Source organism: Pseudomonadota bacterium, from assembly GCA_039024915.1.
GTDB lineage: Bacteria > Pseudomonadota > Alphaproteobacteria > Rhizobiales > MH13 > MH13.
Genome location: JBCCPK010000017.1, coordinates 1 through 19683, shown reverse-complemented (window position 1 = coordinate 19683; position 19683 = coordinate 1). Strand labels below are relative to the sequence as shown.

The 19683-nt window shown below is 58.7% G+C and carries 19 protein-coding genes; 8 read left to right on the top strand and 11 right to left on the bottom strand.

The genetic code is table 11. From position 1 onward, the window contains the following. Both AAF739_17815 and putA read right to left on the bottom strand, forming a co-directional pair. A partial coding sequence (locus AAF739_17815) for an iron-regulated protein frpC (protein MEM6384526.1) occupies positions 1 to 764 on the bottom strand: 764 nt, incomplete at its 3' end. Between the two features lie 294 nt (positions 765 to 1058). Continuing rightward, positions 1059 to 4499: a bifunctional proline dehydrogenase/L-glutamate gamma-semialdehyde dehydrogenase PutA gene (gene putA / locus AAF739_17810; protein ID MEM6384525.1), complete on the bottom strand. Its 3441-nt coding sequence runs from the start codon at positions 4497 to 4499 to the stop codon at positions 1059 to 1061. 112 nt (positions 4500 to 4611) lie between these two features. On the opposite strand from putA, the gene AAF739_17805 reads away from it, so the two are divergent. The 4 genes from AAF739_17805 to AAF739_17790 all read left to right on the top strand — a co-directional run bounded on the left by AAF739_17805 (position 4612) and on the right by AAF739_17790 (position 8695). Then, positions 4612 to 5079 (top strand): Lrp/AsnC ligand binding domain-containing protein, encoded by a 468-nt coding sequence (locus tag AAF739_17805; protein MEM6384524.1) that lies wholly within the window; start codon positions 4612 to 4614, stop codon positions 5077 to 5079. A 412-nt stretch (positions 5080 to 5491) separates the two neighbouring features. Beyond that, entirely contained in the window at positions 5492 to 5929 is a 438-nt protein-coding gene (locus tag AAF739_17800) for a universal stress protein (GenBank protein MEM6384523.1), read from the top strand. A 39-nt stretch (positions 5930 to 5968) separates the two neighbouring features. Further along, the gene (locus tag AAF739_17795) at positions 5969 to 7501 is read left to right on the top strand and encodes an alanine/glycine:cation symporter family protein (GenBank protein MEM6384522.1); all 1533 of its coding nucleotides are present in this window, start codon (positions 5969 to 5971) and stop codon (positions 7499 to 7501) included. 579 nt (positions 7502 to 8080) lie between these two features. Then, positions 8081 to 8695 carry a heme-binding protein gene (locus AAF739_17790; protein ID MEM6384521.1) on the top strand — a complete coding sequence of 205 codons (615 nt, stop codon included), beginning with the start codon at positions 8081 to 8083 and terminating at the stop codon, positions 8693 to 8695. A gap of 194 nt (positions 8696 to 8889) precedes the next feature. Here the strand turns inward: AAF739_17790 and nqrF are convergent, their stop codons facing one another. From nqrF to AAF739_17760, 6 genes are read right to left on the bottom strand one after another with little or no spacing between them, the layout of a single operon-like run. Next, a complete protein-coding gene (nqrF, locus tag AAF739_17785; GenBank protein MEM6384520.1) occupies positions 8890 to 10113 on the bottom strand; it encodes an NADH:ubiquinone reductase (Na(+)-transporting) subunit F in 1224 nt (407 codons plus the stop codon). A gap of 12 nt (positions 10114 to 10125) precedes the next feature. Then, the gene (nqrE, locus tag AAF739_17780; GenBank protein ID MEM6384519.1) at positions 10126 to 10734 is read right to left on the bottom strand and encodes an NADH:ubiquinone reductase (Na(+)-transporting) subunit E; all 609 of its coding nucleotides are present in this window, start codon (positions 10732 to 10734) and stop codon (positions 10126 to 10128) included. Beyond that, positions 10734 to 11387 (bottom strand): NADH:ubiquinone reductase (Na(+)-transporting) subunit D, encoded by a 654-nt coding sequence (locus tag AAF739_17775; protein ID MEM6384518.1) that lies wholly within the window; start codon positions 11385 to 11387, stop codon positions 10734 to 10736. The genes nqrE and AAF739_17775 overlap by 1 nt, the downstream gene beginning before the upstream one ends. A gap of 3 nt (positions 11388 to 11390) precedes the next feature. Further along, on the bottom strand, positions 11391 to 12212 hold the full coding sequence (locus AAF739_17770; protein MEM6384517.1) for a Na(+)-translocating NADH-quinone reductase subunit C: 822 nt from the start codon (positions 12210 to 12212) through the stop codon (positions 11391 to 11393). Then, positions 12205 to 13422 carry an NADH:ubiquinone reductase (Na(+)-transporting) subunit B gene (locus AAF739_17765; protein MEM6384516.1) on the bottom strand — a complete coding sequence of 406 codons (1218 nt, stop codon included), beginning with the start codon at positions 13420 to 13422 and terminating at the stop codon, positions 12205 to 12207. Before AAF739_17765 ends, AAF739_17770 begins: the two co-directional genes overlap by 8 nt. Positions 13423 to 13425: 3 nt before the next feature. Then, positions 13426 to 14766: a Na(+)-translocating NADH-quinone reductase subunit A gene (locus tag AAF739_17760; protein ID MEM6384515.1), complete on the bottom strand. Its 1341-nt coding sequence runs from the start codon at positions 14764 to 14766 to the stop codon at positions 13426 to 13428. Positions 14767 to 14942: 176 nt separating this feature from the next. On the opposite strand from AAF739_17760, the gene AAF739_17755 reads away from it, so the two are divergent. From AAF739_17755 to AAF739_17745, 3 genes are all read left to right on the top strand, one after another. After that, positions 14943 to 15971, top strand: a complete 1029-nt coding sequence (locus AAF739_17755; protein ID MEM6384514.1) for an FAD:protein FMN transferase — start codon at positions 14943 to 14945, stop codon at positions 15969 to 15971. Positions 15972 to 15995: 24 nt separating this feature from the next. Next, positions 15996 to 16271: a (Na+)-NQR maturation NqrM gene (gene nqrM / locus AAF739_17750; protein ID MEM6384513.1), complete on the top strand. Its 276-nt coding sequence runs from the start codon at positions 15996 to 15998 to the stop codon at positions 16269 to 16271. Between the two features lie 129 nt (positions 16272 to 16400). After that, positions 16401 to 16922 (top strand): CBS domain-containing protein, encoded by a 522-nt coding sequence (locus AAF739_17745; GenBank protein ID MEM6384512.1) that lies wholly within the window; start codon positions 16401 to 16403, stop codon positions 16920 to 16922. Positions 16923 to 16936: 14 nt separating this feature from the next. Here the strand turns inward: AAF739_17745 and AAF739_17740 are convergent, their stop codons facing one another. Continuing rightward, complete coding sequence (locus tag AAF739_17740; protein MEM6384511.1) at positions 16937 to 17122, bottom strand: hypothetical protein; 186 nt, start codon at positions 17120 to 17122, stop codon at positions 16937 to 16939. A 213-nt stretch (positions 17123 to 17335) separates the two neighbouring features. On the opposite strand from AAF739_17740, the gene AAF739_17735 reads away from it, so the two are divergent. After that, positions 17336 to 17650: a hypothetical protein gene (locus tag AAF739_17735; GenBank protein MEM6384510.1), complete on the top strand. Its 315-nt coding sequence runs from the start codon at positions 17336 to 17338 to the stop codon at positions 17648 to 17650. Between the two features lie 21 nt (positions 17651 to 17671). Here AAF739_17735 and cysQ read toward each other — a convergent pair whose 3' ends face one another. Beyond that, the gene (gene cysQ / locus AAF739_17730) at positions 17672 to 18517 is read right to left on the bottom strand and encodes a 3'(2'),5'-bisphosphate nucleotidase CysQ (protein ID MEM6384509.1); all 846 of its coding nucleotides are present in this window, start codon (positions 18515 to 18517) and stop codon (positions 17672 to 17674) included. A 55-nt stretch (positions 18518 to 18572) separates the two neighbouring features. Then, positions 18573 to 19683: adenylyl-sulfate kinase (cysC, locus tag AAF739_17725; GenBank protein ID MEM6384508.1), on the bottom strand; the 1111-nt coding region annotated here is incomplete at its 5' end.

The following is a 19683-nucleotide window of genomic DNA, read 5'->3' as shown; positions in this document are numbered from 1 at the left end:
TCCCCGCCGATCGTGTCGTCGAAGGCGGTTCCCGTCACGTTCTCGAAATTCTCGACGGTGGAGCCGTTTAGCGTCTCCTGAACGAGGTTCACGTCGACCGCCTCCGAGGCCTGCGACAGGTCAAGCGTGTCGACGCCGTCGCCGCCATCGAGGTCAAGCTTGATTTCATTCAGCACGTCGCCGGTGATCACGGCGGTGTCGTCACCGCCGCCAAAGTTGGTCTCCTGCTCTTCGGTGTTGCGGATATCGAGCTGGAACAGGCCAAACTCGCTCTGGCCGTTGAGCTCTGTCCGAGCAAACTGGATGCCCTCATCCGTTACGGAGAATTCGGCGACATCATCGTTCTGCAGGTCGGTGTTGACCAGATCGGTGTCGAAATTTACCTGCTGGACGTCATGGTCCAAGCCGCCGTCGATCAGGTCCGACCCGTCGCCATTGTTCCAGACGAGAAGGTCGTCGCCATGCCCGCCGAACATGTCGTCGTTTCCCTTGTTGCCGGCAACAATGTCATCTCCGGACCCGCCGTAAAGCGTGTCCTCGCCGTCGCCGCCATGGACGGTGTCGTCGCCAGAGCCGCCAAGGATCAAATCATTGCCAAGGCCACCGTCGATTTTGTCATCGCCGGACAGTCCAAGAACAATGTCATCGCCATCCTTGGCGTCGATATCGTCGTCGCCAAGTGACCCGATGATCAGGTCGTTCTTGTTTGTACCTTGCGTATTGCCGTTGCCGAAGATCAGGTTGAATAGGTTGAAGCGTGCCATGGTTTCGTCTCTCTTGGGTTGCTGCGAAAAAGGTTCTCGCCGACCCTCCACTCACCACGTTCGGTGCGTCTGAAGCCGTCGAGATACCGCTTCGTCGTCCCGCAAGAACAAACGGTTCAAAAGAATCTGAGTTCGGACACGCCCCTTCGCTTTTCGTGCATGTTAAGCCGACGCCATCCGGCGTTCGGTTGCCAGCCATCCACGAGAAATAAAACCGGACCACACAGGCGCGACTGCCCATAAAAGAGCGGCTTGGACCGCACTCTGCTCACCTTCAGGCCGGGATGATGCCCGTTAGGCTCCCTCGCCACTAAGGAGTTTTGCATTCCCGCCCGCGGCCGTGGTGTCGACACACAGATGTCGCTCAAACAGGGCGTGCGCGGCGTCTGGAGCATCGCAGATCAGCGGCACAATCGGACCGTCGCGCTGAGAAAGAGCTTTGGCATAGGCCTGACCAACTCTTTCGTCCCCCCACCACAAGACCCCACCCAACGGGGTGAGCTGCTTGAGCTGTTCGGGCTCAAGGCTGCCGTTCGATGCGACTGCGCTGCCTCCCAGCTGCTCGATGAGGGTTGCTTGCTTCGTTGCCATGTCGCCACCTGGTCCAAGGCATAGAACAGGGGCGCGTGGAACAGTTGACAGGCTGTTCAACTCCCCGGTTGGTCCCGGCAACTCCTGGGTTGTTTTGCCCGTGCCCCCCAAAGAGGGTCGGGCCAAGCGGCCCGCAACATCTTGGATGTCAGCCGCCCGGTCCCAGCGGCCCTCGGTCGGCATGGCCGCGCTTCGCACGAACCGCCGAACATAGTTTGGACCACCAGCCTTGGGACCAGTTCCGGAAAGGCCCTCACCGCCGAATGGCTGAGAGCCGACGATTGCGCCAATCTGATTGCGGTTGATGTAAATATTGCCCGCGTGAATGGCATCCGAAGCCGCCTGAACCCGATCATCGATACGGCTGTGCATGCCAAAGGTCAGGCCATAGCCCGTTGCGTTAATCTGGTCGATCACCGCATCCAGTTCGGGCGCCTTGAAGGTGGCGACATGCAAGACCGGGCCGAAGACTTCGTGATCGAGGTCCGCAATCCCTTTCACCCGGATAAGCGACGGCGCAACGAAGCAACCGCCATCGGCAGCGGACAGGGCATGGATCAAGCGGCCGTCAGCCTGCGCAGCCTGAACATATCGGTTGATCTCATCTCTGGCGTTCTTTGTGATGACCGGGCCGATATCCGTTTCGATATTCCACGGGTCAGCCAGCGAAAGTTCGTTCATGGCACCAATCAACATGCGCTCCAAAGCGGGTGCGACATCCTCCTGCACGTACAGACAGCGTAGAGCGGAACAGCGCTGCCCGGCTGACTGGAAAGCTGAATCCACGATATCCCGCACCGCCTGTTCCGGCAGCGCTGTTGAATCGACGATCATCGCGTTGAGGCCGCCCGTTTCGGCAATCAGCGGGGTACCCGGTACGCAGTTTTCGGCCATGGTCTGTTGGATGCGCCGGGCCGTGGCGGTTGAGCCAGTAAAAGCAACGCCAGCGATACGGGGATCAGAGGTGAGGCGCGTGCCGATCTTTGCGCCATGGCCGGGGAGGAATTGAAGCGCTGAATGGGGCACGCCAGCTTCGTGCATCAAGCTGATGCCGAGGGCTGCGATGGCCGGTGTTGTTTCAGCGGGCTTCGCGATGACTGCGTTGCCGGCGGCAAGCGCTGCGGAAATCTGACCTGTAAAGATCGCAAGTGGAAAGTTCCATGGGCTGATGCAGACGAAGGTTCCGCGAGGCGGGTCTTTGAGTTCGGTGGCCCTGGCCGCGTAGTATCGCAAAAAGTCAACGGCCTCACGAAGCTCGGCAACGGCATCGGGCAAGGTCTTGCCGGCCTCGCATGCGAGGATCGAGAAAATGTCGCCGAAAGAAGCCCCATAGAGGTCTGCCGCTTTCCTCAGCACATCGGCACGCTCGTCTGCAGAAGCGTTCCAGACTGCCGCGCCAGTGAGTGCTGTCTCAACATCTTGGGCGCTTGCCAAGCGAACCTGTCCGAGGGTCGACCCATCGGATGGGTTCATGAGGAGCTCGAAATCGCCTTGTTGTGCTTTGCCAACCAGGCGCGGCGCAACATTGAGGTCAGACGGGCGCTTTCTGTTGGTGTTGATCCGCTCAAGCTCAACGACGCTGCTCAAGTCGAAACCCGTAGCGTTTGCGCGCTCCGGCTGAAACAGGTCCGGGCCATTGACAACGTTTGGTTCATTCGACCGGTCACTGGTGGCCAAGGTCTCAAAGGGGCATTGCGCGACGATCTGCGGCGGCACGCTTTCATCGACGATCTGATTGACGAACGATGAGTTCGCGCCGTTCTCCAGCAGACGCCGCACAAGGTAAGCGAGGAGATCTCGGTGTGCACCTACAGGTGCGTAGATCCGGCACCGGGTGCCCTTGTCGCCCTTGACCAGCGCATGGAGTTCTTCGCCCATCCCGTGCAAGCGTTGGAACTCATAGGCGCTTATCGGCAACTCGCGGGCCATATGCAGCACAGCTGCGACCGTGTGCGCGTTGTGGGTCGCAAACTGTGGGTAGATGCGGTCCGTCAATTCAAGCAGTTGCCGCGCGCAGGCAAGGTAACTCACATCGGTCGCTGCCTTGCGGCTGAAGACGGGGAAGCCATCCAATCCTTGCACCTGCGCGTGCTTGATCTCCGTGTCCCAATAAGCGCCTTTTACGAGCCGCACCATGATCCGGCGATTGGACCGCTCGGCCATCTCGTAAACGCGGGCGATCACATCGGTAGCGCGCCGGCTATACGCCTGAACGACAACCCCAAAGCCATCCCAATCCGCTAGACTTGGCTCTTGCATCACTGTTTCGATCACGGACAGCGAGACGGCCAACCGGTCGGCTTCCTCTGCGTCGATGTTCAACCCCATGCCTGCCGCTGCAGCTTTGCCCGCAAGCTTTAAAACAACCGGGAGAAGCTCTGTTTCCAGCCGGGGGACCTTCGCCATCTCATAACGCGGATGCAGGGCTGACAGCTTGACCGAAATGCCGGGATTGGCGGCGATATCATCGTGCCTACAAGCGTTCGCGATCGCGTCGATCGCTTGCGCATAGCTGTCCGCATACCGCGCAGCGTCAGCGGCCGTCATCGCCCCTTCGCCCAGCATGTCGTATGAGTAGGTGTAGGCCTTCGCCTCTTGGCCAGAGGCCCGCGCCATTGCATCGTCGATGGTTTGCCCGAGAACGAACTGACGACCCATCTCCCGCATGGCAGCACCTACGGCCGATCGAATGACGGGCTCTCCCAACCGGCGCACCATCGCCTGAAGGGTTCCCGCGATCCCTTGCTCATGATCATCAAGCACCTTGCCGGTGAGCATCAGGCCCCAGGTCGACGCGTTGACGAGCGGGGATGACGACTGTCCCAGGTGTTTGGACCAGTTGGAAGCGGCAATCTTGTCCTCGATGAGCGCGTCTATCGTCGCGGAATCTGGGACGCGCAGCAGCGCTTCAGCCAAACACATCAAGGCGACGCCCTCGTCGGTGGATAGGCCGTACTCAGCGAGGAACGATTCCATTAAGCCGGGATGGGAGGAGTTTCGAATACGCGAAACCAGCGCTGCCGCCTCAGCAACAATGTGCTGACGGTCGGTCTGGGATAGCGCCGCCGCCGCCGCCAAAAGTTTCAGAAGCTTGGTTTCGTCCGCCCGCTTGTCGCTGTCCCATCGCGCTTGAATCTCTAGCATGGCCACCTCCGCTATTGCGCGATGGTACCAATTTCAGTGTAGTGTGTTTGCCCAAATTAGCTTCATCAGTGGACGATTTATCCAAGAAATCGGTTATCTGCAGTGCAATCACATGAATGACAGTGATGACCTGGACGATATTGATTTTGCGATCCTGAGAATTCTGGGCTCGCATGCGCGCATCTCGACCACCGAGCTTTCTCAGCGAGTTGGTTTGTCCAAGACGCCGGTGGCGGGGCGCGTCAAAAGGATGGAGCGTGTCGGCATCATCACAGGCTACAGGGCCGAACTATCCGCGCAGAAGCTTGGGTTGGAACACGTTGCCTTCGTCCAAGTCAGCCTGTCTGATACGCGGGAGCGGGCTTTGCGTGCCTTTAATGAGGGCGTGCGCGGCATCGCTGAAGTCGAAGAATGCCACATGATTGCGGGCAATTTCGATTATCTGGTGAAGGTGCGTACCACCGATATCACGGCTTACCGACGGGTGCTGAGCGAACAGATCTCCCAGTTGCCGCACGTTGCGTCGACGTCCACTTTTGTGTCGATGGAGCCCGTGCGCGAACGCAAAAGCGTGCTTTAACCGAGGCTGTGCGGGCCCATTTCGGACCGGCGCCAGCGGCTTCTTGGTTCAACGGTTAAGCACCAATTGCGGTCACCCCAAGCACATCGTCTTCCCCCTGCGTCCTGTCCGATCATCTATGCAGCAAAGTCTGCCTGGGTGCGTCATGCACCATCTTTGACGAGCGCTAGCTTGGCATCGAGCCCTGTGAATGGAACCGTTCCATCGCTTTCCAGCTATCCCCCAGCCACGCAAGCATTAGTACGTAGATCGACTGGCTGTGGCTAATTCCTATTCGGCCGTGCGCAACAATTTGGCTTGCGTCTGGGGAAAAAAAGCCTGACGCTCAGTTTGCCGAATAACTTTGCTGTGCGCTCCCAAGCGAGCCAACAACTTGTCCGGCAACCGGAAACGACCAACGTCGGGGGACGAGATGTCGGTGAAAATTGTTGTGGGGGTCGATGGTAGCGGCTCAGGGGTGCGCGCCATTGACTATGCCAAGAGGCTGGCGCAGCTGGTCGAGGGGTCAGCACTTGTTCTTGTTTATGTGATCGAGTGGTCGCCCTTTACCTTCCAGACTGCGGAAGAAAACGCCGAGCGTCACAAGCGGCGGGAAGAAGAGGTTTCAGCCGCGAAGGAGCGTGTGGTTGACCCTGCGGTGGCGTCCCTCTCGGATAGCGGGCTCAGCGTCACTGGGATCGTCAAACATGGCGACGTCGCCGAGACCCTTGAGCGGCTCGCGAAGGAACAGGGCGCCGACCAGATCGTCGTTGGCCGGACTTCGGAAGCCGGTGTCGTTTCGCGGATCTTCGGATCTTCAACTGTGAACCTTGTGATGAACGCTAGCGTTCCCGTCACCGTCGTTTCGTGAGGATCTGATATGTTTGGACGCACCTCGATCGCCAGCGTTATGTTGGCTCTGATTGCACTGGTCAGCAGCGCGCCCTTTGCGTTGGCGCAGGAGGCTGGAGGTATTGATGACGCGGTGAACGACGTGTTCGCCGCGGCAACTGGCCCTTTTGTCAGCTTTATCTTTTCTTCGCTTCCAGGGACCAACTTCCCTTGGATCGTGATGTGGCTTGTTATCGCCGCCAGTATCTTCACGCTCTATTTTGGCTTCATCCAGCTTCGCGCCTTCTGGCACTCCATCCAACTCGTCAAAGGTGATTATTCCGATCCCGACGACGCAGGCGAGGTCAGCCATTTTCAGGCGCTGGCAACAGCGCTGTCTGGAACGGTGGGCTTGGGAAACATTGCCGGCGTCGCGGTTGCGGTGGGCATTGGCGGTCCGGGGGCCACGTTCTGGATGATCATGGCCGGCTTGCTGGGGATGGCGTCGAAATTTACCGAGTGCACGCTCGGTGTGAAGTATCGCAACGAGTACGATGACGGGACCGTGTCCGGTGGGCCGATGTACTACATGTCCAAGGGCTTTGCCGAACGGGGCTTTCCGGGCGGCAAGGTGTTGGCCGTGCTATTCTCGATCTTTTGTATCCTCGGTGCACTTGGCGGCGGAAACATGTTCCAGGCCAACCAAGCCCATGCGCAGATATCCGCCATCACCGGTGACTATCCGGGCTGGATTACGGGCATTGTCTTCGCCGCAGTGGTTTTTGCTGTGATTGTCGGCGGCATCAAATCCATCGCCAAGGTGACCGAGAAGGTCGTGCCGTTCATGGGCGTCATGTACGTCTTGGCGGCCCTGGTTATCCTGTTGCTCAATGCAGACAAGATCGGCTGGGCCTTTGGACAAATCTTCGAAGGTGCGTTCACCGGTCTCGGCGTCGCCGGCGGCCTCGTCGGTGCGCTGATACAGGGCTTCCGTCGCGCTGCGTTCTCCAACGAGGCAGGGGTCGGTTCGGCTGCGATTGCGCACTCTGCGGTTCGCACGAAAGAGCCGATCACCGAGGGGTTCGTCTCCCTTCTGGAACCGTTCATTGATACGGTCATCATCTGCACGATGACCGCGCTGGTGATCATCATCACCGGTCAACTGATGCTCGATGCCGAAACGGGATTGTACATCCTCAATGAGGCCGGCACCGCAATTCAGACAGTTGATGGCAACTCCGGGGTGGCGCTGACATCGGCAGCCTTTGGGTCCGCCTTCTCATGGTTCCCCTTCATACTGGCGATCGCGGTGGTGCTGTTTGCTTTCTCGACGATGATCTCGTGGTCCTATTACGGACTAAAGGCGTGGACCTATCTGTTCGGCGAAGGCAAATCCAAGGAGCTGGTGTTCAAGGTCATTTTTTGCATCTTTGTGGTCATCGGCGCGGCGGCAAGCCTCGGGCCGGTCATCGACTTCTCCGATGCGGCGATCTTCGCCATGGCTGTCGTAAACATCATCGCGCTGTACGCTCTCATGCCGCTCGTCAAGCGTGAGCTGAACAGCTACATGGAGCGCCTTAAGTCTGGCGAAATTCGCAAGTTCAAGAGCTGACGCCAGGCGGCTGGCCGGCACCCGAAGTGCTGGCTTAGCCGCCGGAAGGCGGTTGTAGGAACCGACGCGCTTCAAATGCGTTCGGGCTTTGTTATGCGATCCGGAAAGCGTGATACGTCCTCACCGGGGAAGATCCAAACGCTTTGCGGTTCCAGTCAGAGCTGCGTCTCCTGAACGCGATAAGTCGTGTTTCAAGAGCCGCGTGACAGTTTGAACGCCACGCAAGTGCGGGTTTATCGACCTGCCATCGTGAGGGTGGGCGCCTGATTTTCGAGCATTGATAAGCTATCGGGCCAGGGTCTGGGCGGGACGCGAGCTCCGATCAGCCCCGCTGCTGTACACAGGCAGTGCGAGATGTGGATCGGTGAGAAACCTAGACCCCAAAGTTGGTGATGTTCCACGACGCGTAGGATGTCTAGGTTGTCCTAACAGTCCGATATTACGGAGACGGGGTGTGTCCGTCTGCTGCCACCGATTTGGTCTGATCGGCCATCGTGCTCTTGTCTTCATGCGTTTGGAAGCCAGTTCTAAGCGGCGGCTTGAGTTAGCCGTGCAACATCGATCTCGGATGGGAACGCCATGAACCTTCTTGCTATTTCTGGGATCGCGCTAGCGGGCACGGCAACCGCCGTCGCAGGTGCTTGGTACTGGTCAAGCACATCGGTCGAGCAGCCTGAATACACAACGATCACCCGTGACGGACCATTCGAGTTACGCTCTTACCCCGAACTGACGCTGGCCAGCATCGATGCGGTCGGCTCACGCGGTTCTGCGACCCGGACCAGCTTTTCGCCCTTGGCCGAGTATATTTTCGCCAAGCAGCGCGGCGGTGAGAAGATTGCTATGACCGCCCCGGTGACCCAGCAGCCCGTTGGCGAAGGCTGGACGGTTTCCTTCATCATGCCAGCAGGCCGGACTGTGGACGACCTTCCGGCACCAACCGGTGACGTTCGGCTCGAGACGGTTCCCGCACGGACGGTTGCGGCGGTACGGTTCTCCGGCCGATGGACCGATAGTGTGTTTGGCGAGCAAACTGAGCAGCTCAAGCGCTGGATGAGCAGCCAGCGCATTCAGGCCTCCGACGAGCCTGTCTTTGCTTATTACAATGATCCGTTCACCCCAGCTTTTCTGCGCCGTAACGAGGTGCTCATCGAAGTCGAGGCAGGGCCAGGCCAAACACTGACGCGTCAATAGCCATAGCGCGGCCGGTATCGTCTGCGCGTTACTCTTGGTTCGCACGGACCTTCCGGCTCACTTTTTGATCGTTTGTCCAACTAAACGCGCCCTGAGGCACTGGGCGGCTTCGGTAATCGGCGGCCCAAAAAGAAAACACCCCCAAAAGCGAGATTTGGAGGGTGTTTTGGGTGTGAGAAAAGGAGGGGGACTGGTTAGCCGCCGAAGTCGTCCAGCATGATGTCTTCCCGATCAACGCCAAGCTCCAACAGCATGCTGATCACGGACGCGTTCATGATCGGTGGGCCGCACATGTAATACTCGCAGTCCTCTGGCGCAGGGTGGTCCTTGAGGTATTCCTCAAGCAGCACATTGTGGATGAAGCCGGTGTAGCCGTCCCAATTGTCCTCAGGCAGCGCATCCGAAAGGGCGACGTGCCAGCTGAAATTCTCGAATTGTTCATCGAGCTCGTCGAAGTCCTCAACGAAGAACATCTCGCGCTTGGAGCGTGCGCCGTACCAGAACGTGATCTTGCGGTCGCGATTTTCGAGACGCTTGAGCTGATCGAAGATATGGCTTCGCATGGGCGCCATGCCAGCGCCGCCGCCGATGAACACCATCTCTTTTTGCGTGTCGCGTGCGAAGAACTCACCGAACGGACCGGAGATCGTCACCTTGTCGCCGGGCTTCAGATTGAAAATGAAGGAGGACATCTTGCCCGGCGGTATGCCTTCGCTTCCCGGTGGCGGCGAGGCAACGCGCACATTGAGCATGATCATGCCCTTTTCGAGCGGGTAATTCGCCATCGAGTAGGCGCGCTCGATCGGCACGTCGACAATCGATTCGTACTGCCACAGATTAAATTTGTCCCAGTCCTCGCGGTACTCTTCTTCAACATCAAAGTCCTTGTAGGACACGCGGTGAGCTGGTGCCTCGATCTGGATGTAGCCGCCAGCGCGGAAGTTCACGTCTTCCCCTTCGGGCAGCTCAAGAACGAGTGCTTTGATGAAGGTCGCGACGTTCTCGTTCGAGCGGACCGTACACTCCCACTTTTTGACGCCGAAGACCTCTTCGGGGACCTCGACTTCCATGTCCTGTTTCACGGCTACCTGGCAAGACAGCCGATCCCCGCAGGACGCCTCACGCTTGGTAATGTGGCTCTCCTCGGTCGGCAGGATGGAGCCGCCACCGGCGTGAATTTTAACGCGACACTGAGCGCATGTTCCACCGCCGCCGCATGCGGACGGTACGAACAGCTGTTGTTCGGCGAGCGTCTGCAGAAGTTTGCCACCGGCGGGGACGGAAATCGTTTTCTCGCCGTTGATGGTGATGTTGACGTTGCCGCTCGAAACCAGCCGCGAACGAGCAGCGAGAATGACGGTAACCAGGGTCAGGACAATGGCTGTGAACAGCGCAATTCCGAGGCCGAAGGTGATCATGCCGATAGTCCTTTAGAGTTTCACGCCGGAGAACGACATGAAGGCGAGGGCCATCAAGCCCGCCGAGATGAAGGTGATGCCAAGGCCCTGCAGCCCGTCGGGTATATCGGCATATTTCAGCTTTTCGCGGACACCGGCCATCGCTGTGATGGCAAGCGCCCAGCCGAAGCCTGACGAGACGCCGTAGGTAACCGATTCGGTAAAGTCGTAGCCCCGTTCCACCATGAACAGAGAGCCGCCCAAGATGGCGCAGTTCACGGTGATCAGGGGTAGGAACACGCCGAGGGCGTTGTAGAGCGGCGGGAAATACTTATCGAGCACCATTTCGAGGATCTGCACCAGTGCCGCAATCACACCGATGTAGGAGATGAGGCCCAGAAAGGTGAGATCGACATCGGGGAACCCTGCCCAAGCAAAGGCGCCTGGAGCGAGCAGATAGGTGAGGATGAGATTGTTCGCCGGCACTGTGATCGATTGAACAACCATCACGGAGATGCCCAGCCCGATCGCCGTTGAAATCTTCTTCGAGACAGCGATGAAGGTGCACATGCCCAAGAAGAACGACAGCGCGAGATTTTCGACGAAGATTGCCTTTACGGCGAGGGAGACCAGGTTTTCCATCAGTGCGCCTCCACCGTCTGGATCTTGTACTCGCGCTCCTCGACCTGCGCCGGCTTCCAGGACCTGACCGCCCAGATTAACAGGCCAATGATGAAGAACGCGGAGGGAGGTAAGAGCAGCATGCCGTTGGGAATGTACCAGCCGCCATTGTTCACGGTCTCAAGGATGGTGATGCCAAACAGGCTTCCCGAGCCGAACAGTTCGCGAATGAAGCCGACGAGCATCAGCAACAAGCCGTAGCCCAGACCGTTGCCGACGCCATCGATGAAACTATCGATGGGCGGGTTTTTCATGGCAAAGGCTTCCGCGCGACCCATCACGATGCAGTTGGTGATGATCAAGCCAACAAAAACCGACAGCGTTTTCGAGATTTCAAAGGCAAACGCCTTGAGCAACTGGTCGACCATGATCACAAGCGAGGCGATGATCACCATCTGCACAATGATCCGAATGGAACCGGGTATCTGGCTGCGGATCATCGAGATGAACATTGACGAGAAGCCGGTCACCATTGTCACGGCGATTGCCATCACGAAAGCGACCTGCAGCGATGACGTAACCGCCAACGCCGAACAGATACCGAGTACCTGAAGCGTGATCGGGTTGTTATCGACCAGCGGGTCGGTCAGCATTTCCACGCGCTTGTGCGCCATAGGTTAGACCCCCCCTTCGCGAAGGTTCTCTAGGAAGGCTGCGTATCCCGCTTCGCCCATCCAGAAATTGACAAGATTGTGGACCCCGACAGTGGTCAGCGTCGCGCCAGCCAGTGCATCGATATGATAGTCGCCACCGGCCGCCGGCGCGGCTTTGCTGACCGAAATTTGCAGCACGCCATCATCATCGGCGAGACGCTTGCCGTTCCACAGTGACATCCAGCGTGGGTTATCCACCTCAGCACCGAGACCCGGTGTTTCGGCATGCTCGTAGAACTGCAGGCCGAAGATATCGTTGCCGTTCTCTTCGAGCGCGATGAAGCCGTACAAGGTCGACCACAGCCCATAGCCATGGATCGGCAGAATCACCTTGTCGATGTCTCCAGCATCATCTCGCAGTAGGTAGACCGTTACGAACTGCGCTTGCCGGCCGATCCCCGCAGGGTCGTCGGTCAGGTCAATCGATGTCGCCGGATCGTCAGCCGCTGACCGATCATCGAAAGTTGCCAGATCGAATTGATCGGTGAAGGTTCCGGTCTCTAGTTCAAGGATTTGCGGTTCAAACGCCTCAAACGCTTCAACAACATCGACGCCCGGATCATAGATGCCGGCCACCTGCAGAATGTTGATCTGCTTGTCTTTAAGAGCGTTGATCTCCTGCAAGGGGCGCAAGGCCACTGCAGCTGCCGAAACCACCATTGAGGCCACGAGGCATACGGCGACGGCAACAAAGACCGTCTTGGGCACCGAATCCGGTGACATCTCCAGGAAGCGGCGGATTGCACCTTTTTGGGGCGCGTTACCAGGTGTTACATCTTCAAGCATGGCTGCTAGCTCCCGCCTGCCGCCGCGCACGACGCTTGATGTTCGCCTGCATGACAAAGTGATCGATCAGTGGAGCGAAGACGTTTCCGAACAAGATCGCGAGCATCATGCCTTCCGGGAAGGCAGGGTTGAGGACCCGGATCAGGACAACCATGACCCCGATGAGCGCCCCGTAGATGTAGCGCCCGAGGTTGGTATGAGAGCCTGACACCGGTTCGGTCACCATAAAGACGAGGCCGAAAGCGTACCCGCCAAGCACAAGATGCCAGTACCAGGGCATCGCGAACATCGGATTGGTGTCCGACCCGATAAAGTTCAGCAGCAACGAGAACCCGATCATGCCGCCCAAACAGCCAACGACCATCCTGTAGTTTGCGATCCGCGTCGCCAGCAGGAAGACAAGCCCGATGGCTGCAGCCAGTGCGGACGTTTCGCCCAACGAGCCGGGGATGACGCCGATAAAGCTGTCCCACCAGGTTATGCCCCGCGTTGCCAGTGCCTCGACACCCTCGGCTGCGGTCACGGCCAGGCCCGTGGCACCGGTGTAGCCATCGACCGGCACCCATACGCTGTCGCCTGACATTTGGGCGGGGTAGGCGAAGTACAGGAATGCGCGGCCTGTTAGTGCGGGGTTGAGGAAGTTCTTGCCGGTCCCGCCGAAAACTTCCTTGCCGATCACGACCCCGAAGATGATGCCCAGCGCCACCTGCCAAAGAGGCGTCGTGGCTGGAACGATCAGCGTGTACAACATGGAGGTAACGAGGAAGCCCTCATTGACCTCATGCTTTCGGATCGTCGCAAACAGCACTTCGAAAATGCCGCCCGCGACCAGCGTCGTCACATAGATCGGTAGAAAATACAGAAACCCATGGGCGACGTTGGCGAAAATGTTGGTGGGATCGAAACCGACGCCCAGTGCCGCAAGGATTGCAGCGCGCCAACCCGAGGCTCCAAATTCCATGATCGCAAGGTTGGTTTGATAGCCGGTGTTGTACATCGCCATGGCGATACACGGCACGGTGGCGATCACCACGTACGTCATGATGCGCTTCATATCGATGTATGAGCGCGCATGTGGCGCGACGGTCGTTACCGTCTTCGGTGTGTACAGAAAGCTCTCCACCATCTCATAGACAGGGAAGTAGCGCTCCCACTTGCCGTTCTTTTCAAAGTGCGGCTCGATGGAATCAAAAAATGCCCGCAAACCCACGGATCAGCCCTCTTTCTCAATCTTGGTGAGGCAATCGCGCAGAGCGATCCCGTATTCATATTTCGCTGGGCAGGCGAAGCCGACGAGGCCCAGATCCTCTTCGTCCAGCTCCAAGGCTCCCAATGCCTGTGCTTGGTCGGTATCCATCACCAGCAGCGCGCGCAGGAGCTGCGTTGGCAAATAGTCCTGCGGCATGAGCCGCTCGAACGTTCCGATCGGCACCATCGCGCGCCGACCGCCGTTGAGGTTCGAAGTCAGCGCGTACTCGCGCCGGAAAAAGGCCGAACCCAGCACGGGCTGAATGGCGTATTTGGTCCGCATGGGTCGTATCCAGCCCATCGGGATCTGCTTGTTGTCTTCTTCAATGAGCGTGATCTGCCGTGCATACCGACCAAGATAGGCGCTTGTGCCTTCACCGATCCGCCCGCTCAAAACTGAGCCGGAAATCATGCGTACAGGAAAATCGATCGGGCGGTCCGTTACGGTCAGCTCCGTCATCGATGCCCCTGCGATGGTGCGGACCAGCCTTGGGTCGGCACATGCCGGACCGCAGAGCGCGATCACACAGGTCGGGTCATACCGACCGGTGAGAAGCAGCCGTCCAATCACCAGCACATCTTGGTAGCCGATGGTCCAAACCGGCTTGTCGCCAGCAGGCGGTTCAAGGAAATGCAGGTGTGTACCTGCGAGGCCGGCGGGGTGCGGGCCGGAAAACGCGGCAACCTCCACACCTGTAATGTCGGTGCCTGGAAGTTGCGCACCCTCCGCTTGGCAAAGATAGGTCATGCCGTCGGACAGACGTGTGATCGCTTCGAGGCCTTTCTCGAAGGCCTGAGGCTCCTCGTTGATGCTCAGTGCCGGGTCTGCGGCGAGAGGCTCGGTGTCCATCGCGGTGACGTAGATCGCCGACGGGCTCGTATCCGGGGCAGGAACCTTGGAATAGGGGCGCGTCTTGAAAGAGGTCCACACACCCGCCGCGCAAAGCCGTTCAACCAGTCCGTCCCGGGTCGAGCTATCTCCTACCTGCGAGAAATCGACTGCTTCAGCTCCATCACCAACATCGATTTCGATGCTGATCAGCTTGCGGCGCGCGCCACGGTTGATTGTCGAGACTTGCCCGGCAACCGGAGACACCACCTGAACGTCCGGATGGTCCTTGTCAGCAAAGATCGGCGTGCCCGGTCCGACCGTGTCGCCTTCTTCAACATCCAGACGCGGCTTAAGCCCGATGTAGTCGTCTCCAAGAATGGCAACAACGCGCGGCACCACGTGCGACGTAATCTCTTGCCTTGGCGCCCCGGAGATGGGGATGTTCAAACCCTTGCGCAGCGAAAAACGCTTCACGGTCACCTGCCTTCGCGAAAATAAAGTTTCTCCCGACGCATATGACAGCACAGACTGATACCGGTTCGATATTCGCAGAACCGCTAATTTCTTCTTGTTGGAATGGCTCTTAAGTTGAGGATCATACCGTTTTCGGCGTGCATGCGTGCGCGCAATGCATCAACAAGGGTATATCAGTGACAAATCTGCTGAAAATCTCCCGTCGCGGCTTCCTGGCCTTCCCGCTAGCGCTTGGCGCTTGCAAGTTTGGGCGCGACGTTTCGGAAGTTTCGGGCCTGACGATGGGTACGACCTACAAGGTTGTCGTTATCGACGATGGTATCGGCATCAGCGAAAGCGAACTGCGCAGCGCCATCGATCTGGCCTTGCTTGACGTCAACAAGCAGCTTTCGAACTGGGACCAGTCTTCTGAGATCTCCCAGTTCAACGCGCGCTCGGGCACCGACGATGTGACGGTATCTCCGGCCTTGTCTGAGGTGATGCGCGCGGCGGAAGCGGTCAATGTCGCAAGCCGAGGGACCTTTGACACCACGATTGGCCCACTCATTGAGCTTTGGGGCTTCGGGGCGTCAGGTTCCCAACGGATGCCCAGCGCGGATCAAATTGCGTCGGCCAAGCTTCGGGCCGGTCACGCCAATACGCTGCAGGTTGGGGCTTCTACCTTGCGCAAGCGGCGGCCCGATTCGCAGGTTTATCTTTCTGCAATCGGTAAAGGATATGGTGCCGACCAAATTGGTCGCGCGGTCGAGACGCTTGGAGCCCAGAACTACATGGTCGAGATCGGTGGTGATCTGTATGCCTCGGGCAGCAATCCGTCAGGACTGCCTTGGCAAATCGGCATTGAACGGCCTTCCGCCCTGTCTGGCGGCGTCATCGATGTCGTTGGTGTTTCGGGTGTCGGCCTCGCGTCATCGGGCGATTACCGCAACTATTTTGAGCGCGACGGTGAGCGTTATTCGCACATCATCGATCCAACGACGGGTCGCCCGATCACGCACAAGACGGCGTCGGCGACGGTGCTCGCTGACAACGCAATGCTTGCCGATGCTTGGGCGACCGCCATGCTGATTTTGGGCCGGGGGCGTGGCCTTGAGATCGCCGATGAGAACGGCATTGGCGTTCTATTTGTTGAGCGCGACACAAACGCTGAGGGATTGCAATTCACGACCCAGGCGAACGCCCGTTTTGAGGCGCTTGCAGCCTAGACCGGCACGAGAGGGGCGGAAGAAATGTCTACTTTTGTGTTTGCCTTCGCCTTTATGCTCCTGATCATGGTCGGCATGGCGCTTGGCGTCATGCTGATGGGTAAGACCATAAAGGGCAGCTGCGGCGGGCTGAATGCGATCAGCGACGCTGATAAGTGCGTTGTCTGCAAGAAAGACATCGACCCCGATAGTCCGCTGCGCGAACGATTGCAGTGCCCGAGAGCCAGAAAAATGTTGCGTGATATGGAAGCTGCTGGTGAGCCGATAGCGGTTTCGGCAGCGCCATCTGCGCAAACGTGATCGCCTTTACGTCAATTCATCCACGAAAGAGACTCGACAACACGAAGACTGGCTCCACTTCACCTCCCACCCCCCAACGGTTGGAGTCGGCCAAACATGAGTATGACCTTTGCAAGCGGAGGCAGCTACATGCCAGCATCTTATCGGCCGCCCATTCGTGGGGACTCCATAAAAGTCAAAACGCACAGCCAGAGTAAATCGAGCAACTTGACAGATTCACGATCAAAGGTCGCCGCACTGCTAAAGCACAAGGGGGGAGGGATCATTTCGATCCAGCCCGATGACACGCTTGGCCGCGCCACAGAGATCTTGCGCGATCACGGTATTGGAGCGCTGGTTGTCACCGACGCGGACGGGGCCTTATGCGGTATCCTTTCGGAGCGCGATATTGTGCGCAAATTGGCCGACACTCCCGGCCAGACGCTACCCAAGCTTGTGGAAGAGATCATGGTGCGGGACGTCATTACCTGCGGCCCCGATGATGATCTCGTCTCCGTCCTCAAGAAGATGCAGGCGGGGCGATTCCGCCATATGCCGGTTGTGCAGGACGGCAAGCTGACCGCGATGGTGACGATAGGTGACGTCGTGGGCTATCGGCTCAGCGAAGTCGAGCACGAGGCGCTCCAGCTCAAGCAGCTCGTCGTCGGATAAAGGCCCGGACGCCCTTAGGTTGGTAGGGACAGTGGGATGAAGCCCAGGGTCATGAACCCGGCTGCTGTAAGTGATCCGTAGAGCCATAGTTTCCAGCGGGGACCCTCCGCTTTCCAAACGCTGCGGTATCGATGGCCGAACAGGCACGATGCGACGAAGATGAGTGTGGCCACAATCGGCGTTAAGCTCAGGCCATCCATCGCTTGAGATCCTGTCGTTCTTGTTCTCGCCCGCCGCCGTGACAGCCGTGTATGAGCGGTTCAACTGGTGCCCGGCACCAGCGGGGCCTGATCCGCATAGACACAGGATCAGAGCCCGCTATCTTTCGCAATTCAAACGTGCGCCGCCGCCGCTATTGTTTCGCCAAATGGGCATGCATACTGTTCGCCAAATCACGTGATTGCTTGGACATCATGCGCGCAACGATCGTTGGCCTTATCCTGTTATTGTCGGCTAGTCCTGCGGGCGCGCTCAACAGTCAGACCTTGGCGTCGGAGCTGGCGCGAATCATCGTGTTTGAGGACGTTTGTGGGTTCAGCTACGACCGCGCTGCAATTTCGCGGGTCGTCCGCGCTGCAGTATCGCCCCAAGATCTCAGCTTCAACGGTTTGTTCAATTTCATGCGCGGCGTTCATGAGCGCGATATCGAGGGTTTGAGCCCGAGCGCCCGGACGGTACTGTGTACCCAGATCGAGCAGATCGCCCGCGACCTGACGTTCATCGAGTAAGCGAGTGCGGTGCGGAGCCGGTCAGCGAGCGGCGCTGATCTTGTCTTTCAGGCTGCCACAGCCGATCGCTAGAAAGTGCGGATTGGCAAAATCGCTGTCGGTCGCCTGCTGCTGTTTGCCATAGGCCAGCGGTTCACCATCCTCGCACAACACAAGGCCGCCCGCCGCGCGGAGGACTGCGTCTCCGGCGGCAGTATCCCATTCCATCGTGCGACCGAAACGCGGGTAGAGGTCCGCTTCGCCGCATGCAACGAGGCAAAACTTCAGGGATGATCCCGCTTTCACGGTGTTCTCAACACCCATCTTTGTCAGGAAGGCACTGGTTTCGCTGCTGCCATGCGAGCGGCTCGCGATGGCGGTAATCCCGTCCTGCGGCGCTGGCCGAATGCACAGATCGTCCCAATCGCCAACGGTTTGGTCGGTGACTGCTGCCTGGCGGGCTCCACCCTCACGATCACCGTAGAAGATTCGTCCCTTTGCCGGAGCGAGCACCACACCCGCGATCGGCACACCGTTTTCGATCAGCGCGATGTTGATGGTGTATTCGCCATTGCCCGAGATGAACTCTTTTGTGCCGTCCAGCGGATCGACAAGGAAGAAGAGCGCGTCCGCGTCGGGGGCGTTGCCCGCAGCGGCCGCTTCCTCGGAAACAACAGGAATGTCTGGATAGGCTTTTGCCAGCCCAGCAAGAATGATCGCTTCCGCATCGATATCAGCCTTGGTGACGGGGCTGTCATCGTTCTTCGTGTCGATCCCTAGATCGCCGGAGCTGAAGTGGTGGATCGTGGCAGCTCCCGCGGCAACGGCAATCGGGACCAGCGTCTGTTGAAGGTCCGCGAGGGGTAGGGCGGATTTGGGTTCACTCATGGGGTACTCCTCGACCAACGCATCAGTTCGGGACAGAAGACGGTGCCTCGGTCAATCACCGCGGCGCTGTCGTCTCCAGCACGGTGGTCAGCACGGTTTTGCTTAGCTCATCAAGTGAGCGATCGACCGTTTCAAGATGGATTGTCGGACTTTCCGGGCGCTCATACGGGCTGTCGAAGCCGGTGAAGTTCTTGATTTCGCCGGCCTTTGCCTTCGCATAAAGCCCTTTCGGGTCCCGCTCCATACAGACTTCGAGCGGCGTATCGACGAAGATCTCGACGAACTCACCGTCTTCGAGCATGTCGCGCACCATCCGACGTTCAGCGGCGAACGGCGAGATGAAGGAACACAGGACCACCATACCGGCATCGACCATCAATTTGGCCACTTCGCCAACACGCCGAATGTTTTCAACCCGGTCAGCGTCGGTGAAGCCGAGGTCCCGGTTGAGACCGTGGCGCAAATTGTCGCCGTCAAGCATGTATGTCGCGCGGCCCTCGGCCTGCAGCGCCTTTTCAACCTCGCGGGCGATCGTCGTCTTCCCTGAGGCGGATAGGCCCGTGAACCAAACAACAGCCGGTTTCTGACCAAGTCGCGATCCCCGTTGTGCCTTGTCGATGGCGAGGCTCTCACGATGGATGTTGGTTGCGCGTCGCAGCGAGAAGTTCACCATGCCTGCGGCCACCGTGGCATTGGAGAAGCGATCGACGAGAATGAAGGAGCCCGCTTCGCGGTTCTCTTCGTAAGGGTCGACCGCCACGGCCTTTGACAGCGATAAGTTGACGAAGGCTATCTCATTCATCTCCAGCTGGCGTGCAGCGTGATGCTGGAGCGTGTTCACGTCGAGCCGGTGCTTGATGGTCGATACAGTGGCCTGTGTCCACGCATTGCCAATACGCATCAGGTAGGAGCGACCCGACAGCATGGGCTCTTCACCCATCCAGATGATGTGTGCGGCCAGCTGGTCCGAAACCTCAGGCCGCGTCTGGGGAAACGCGATCACGTCGCCGCGTATGATGTCAATTTCTGCGTCGAGCGTCAGCGTCACAGCATCGCCAGCTGATGCGCGTTCCAGATCGCCATCGGCCGTCACGATACGATCGACATGGGCGGTCTTGCCCGAGTTGGCGACGATGATCTCGTCGCCCGGCGCGACCGAGCCGGCG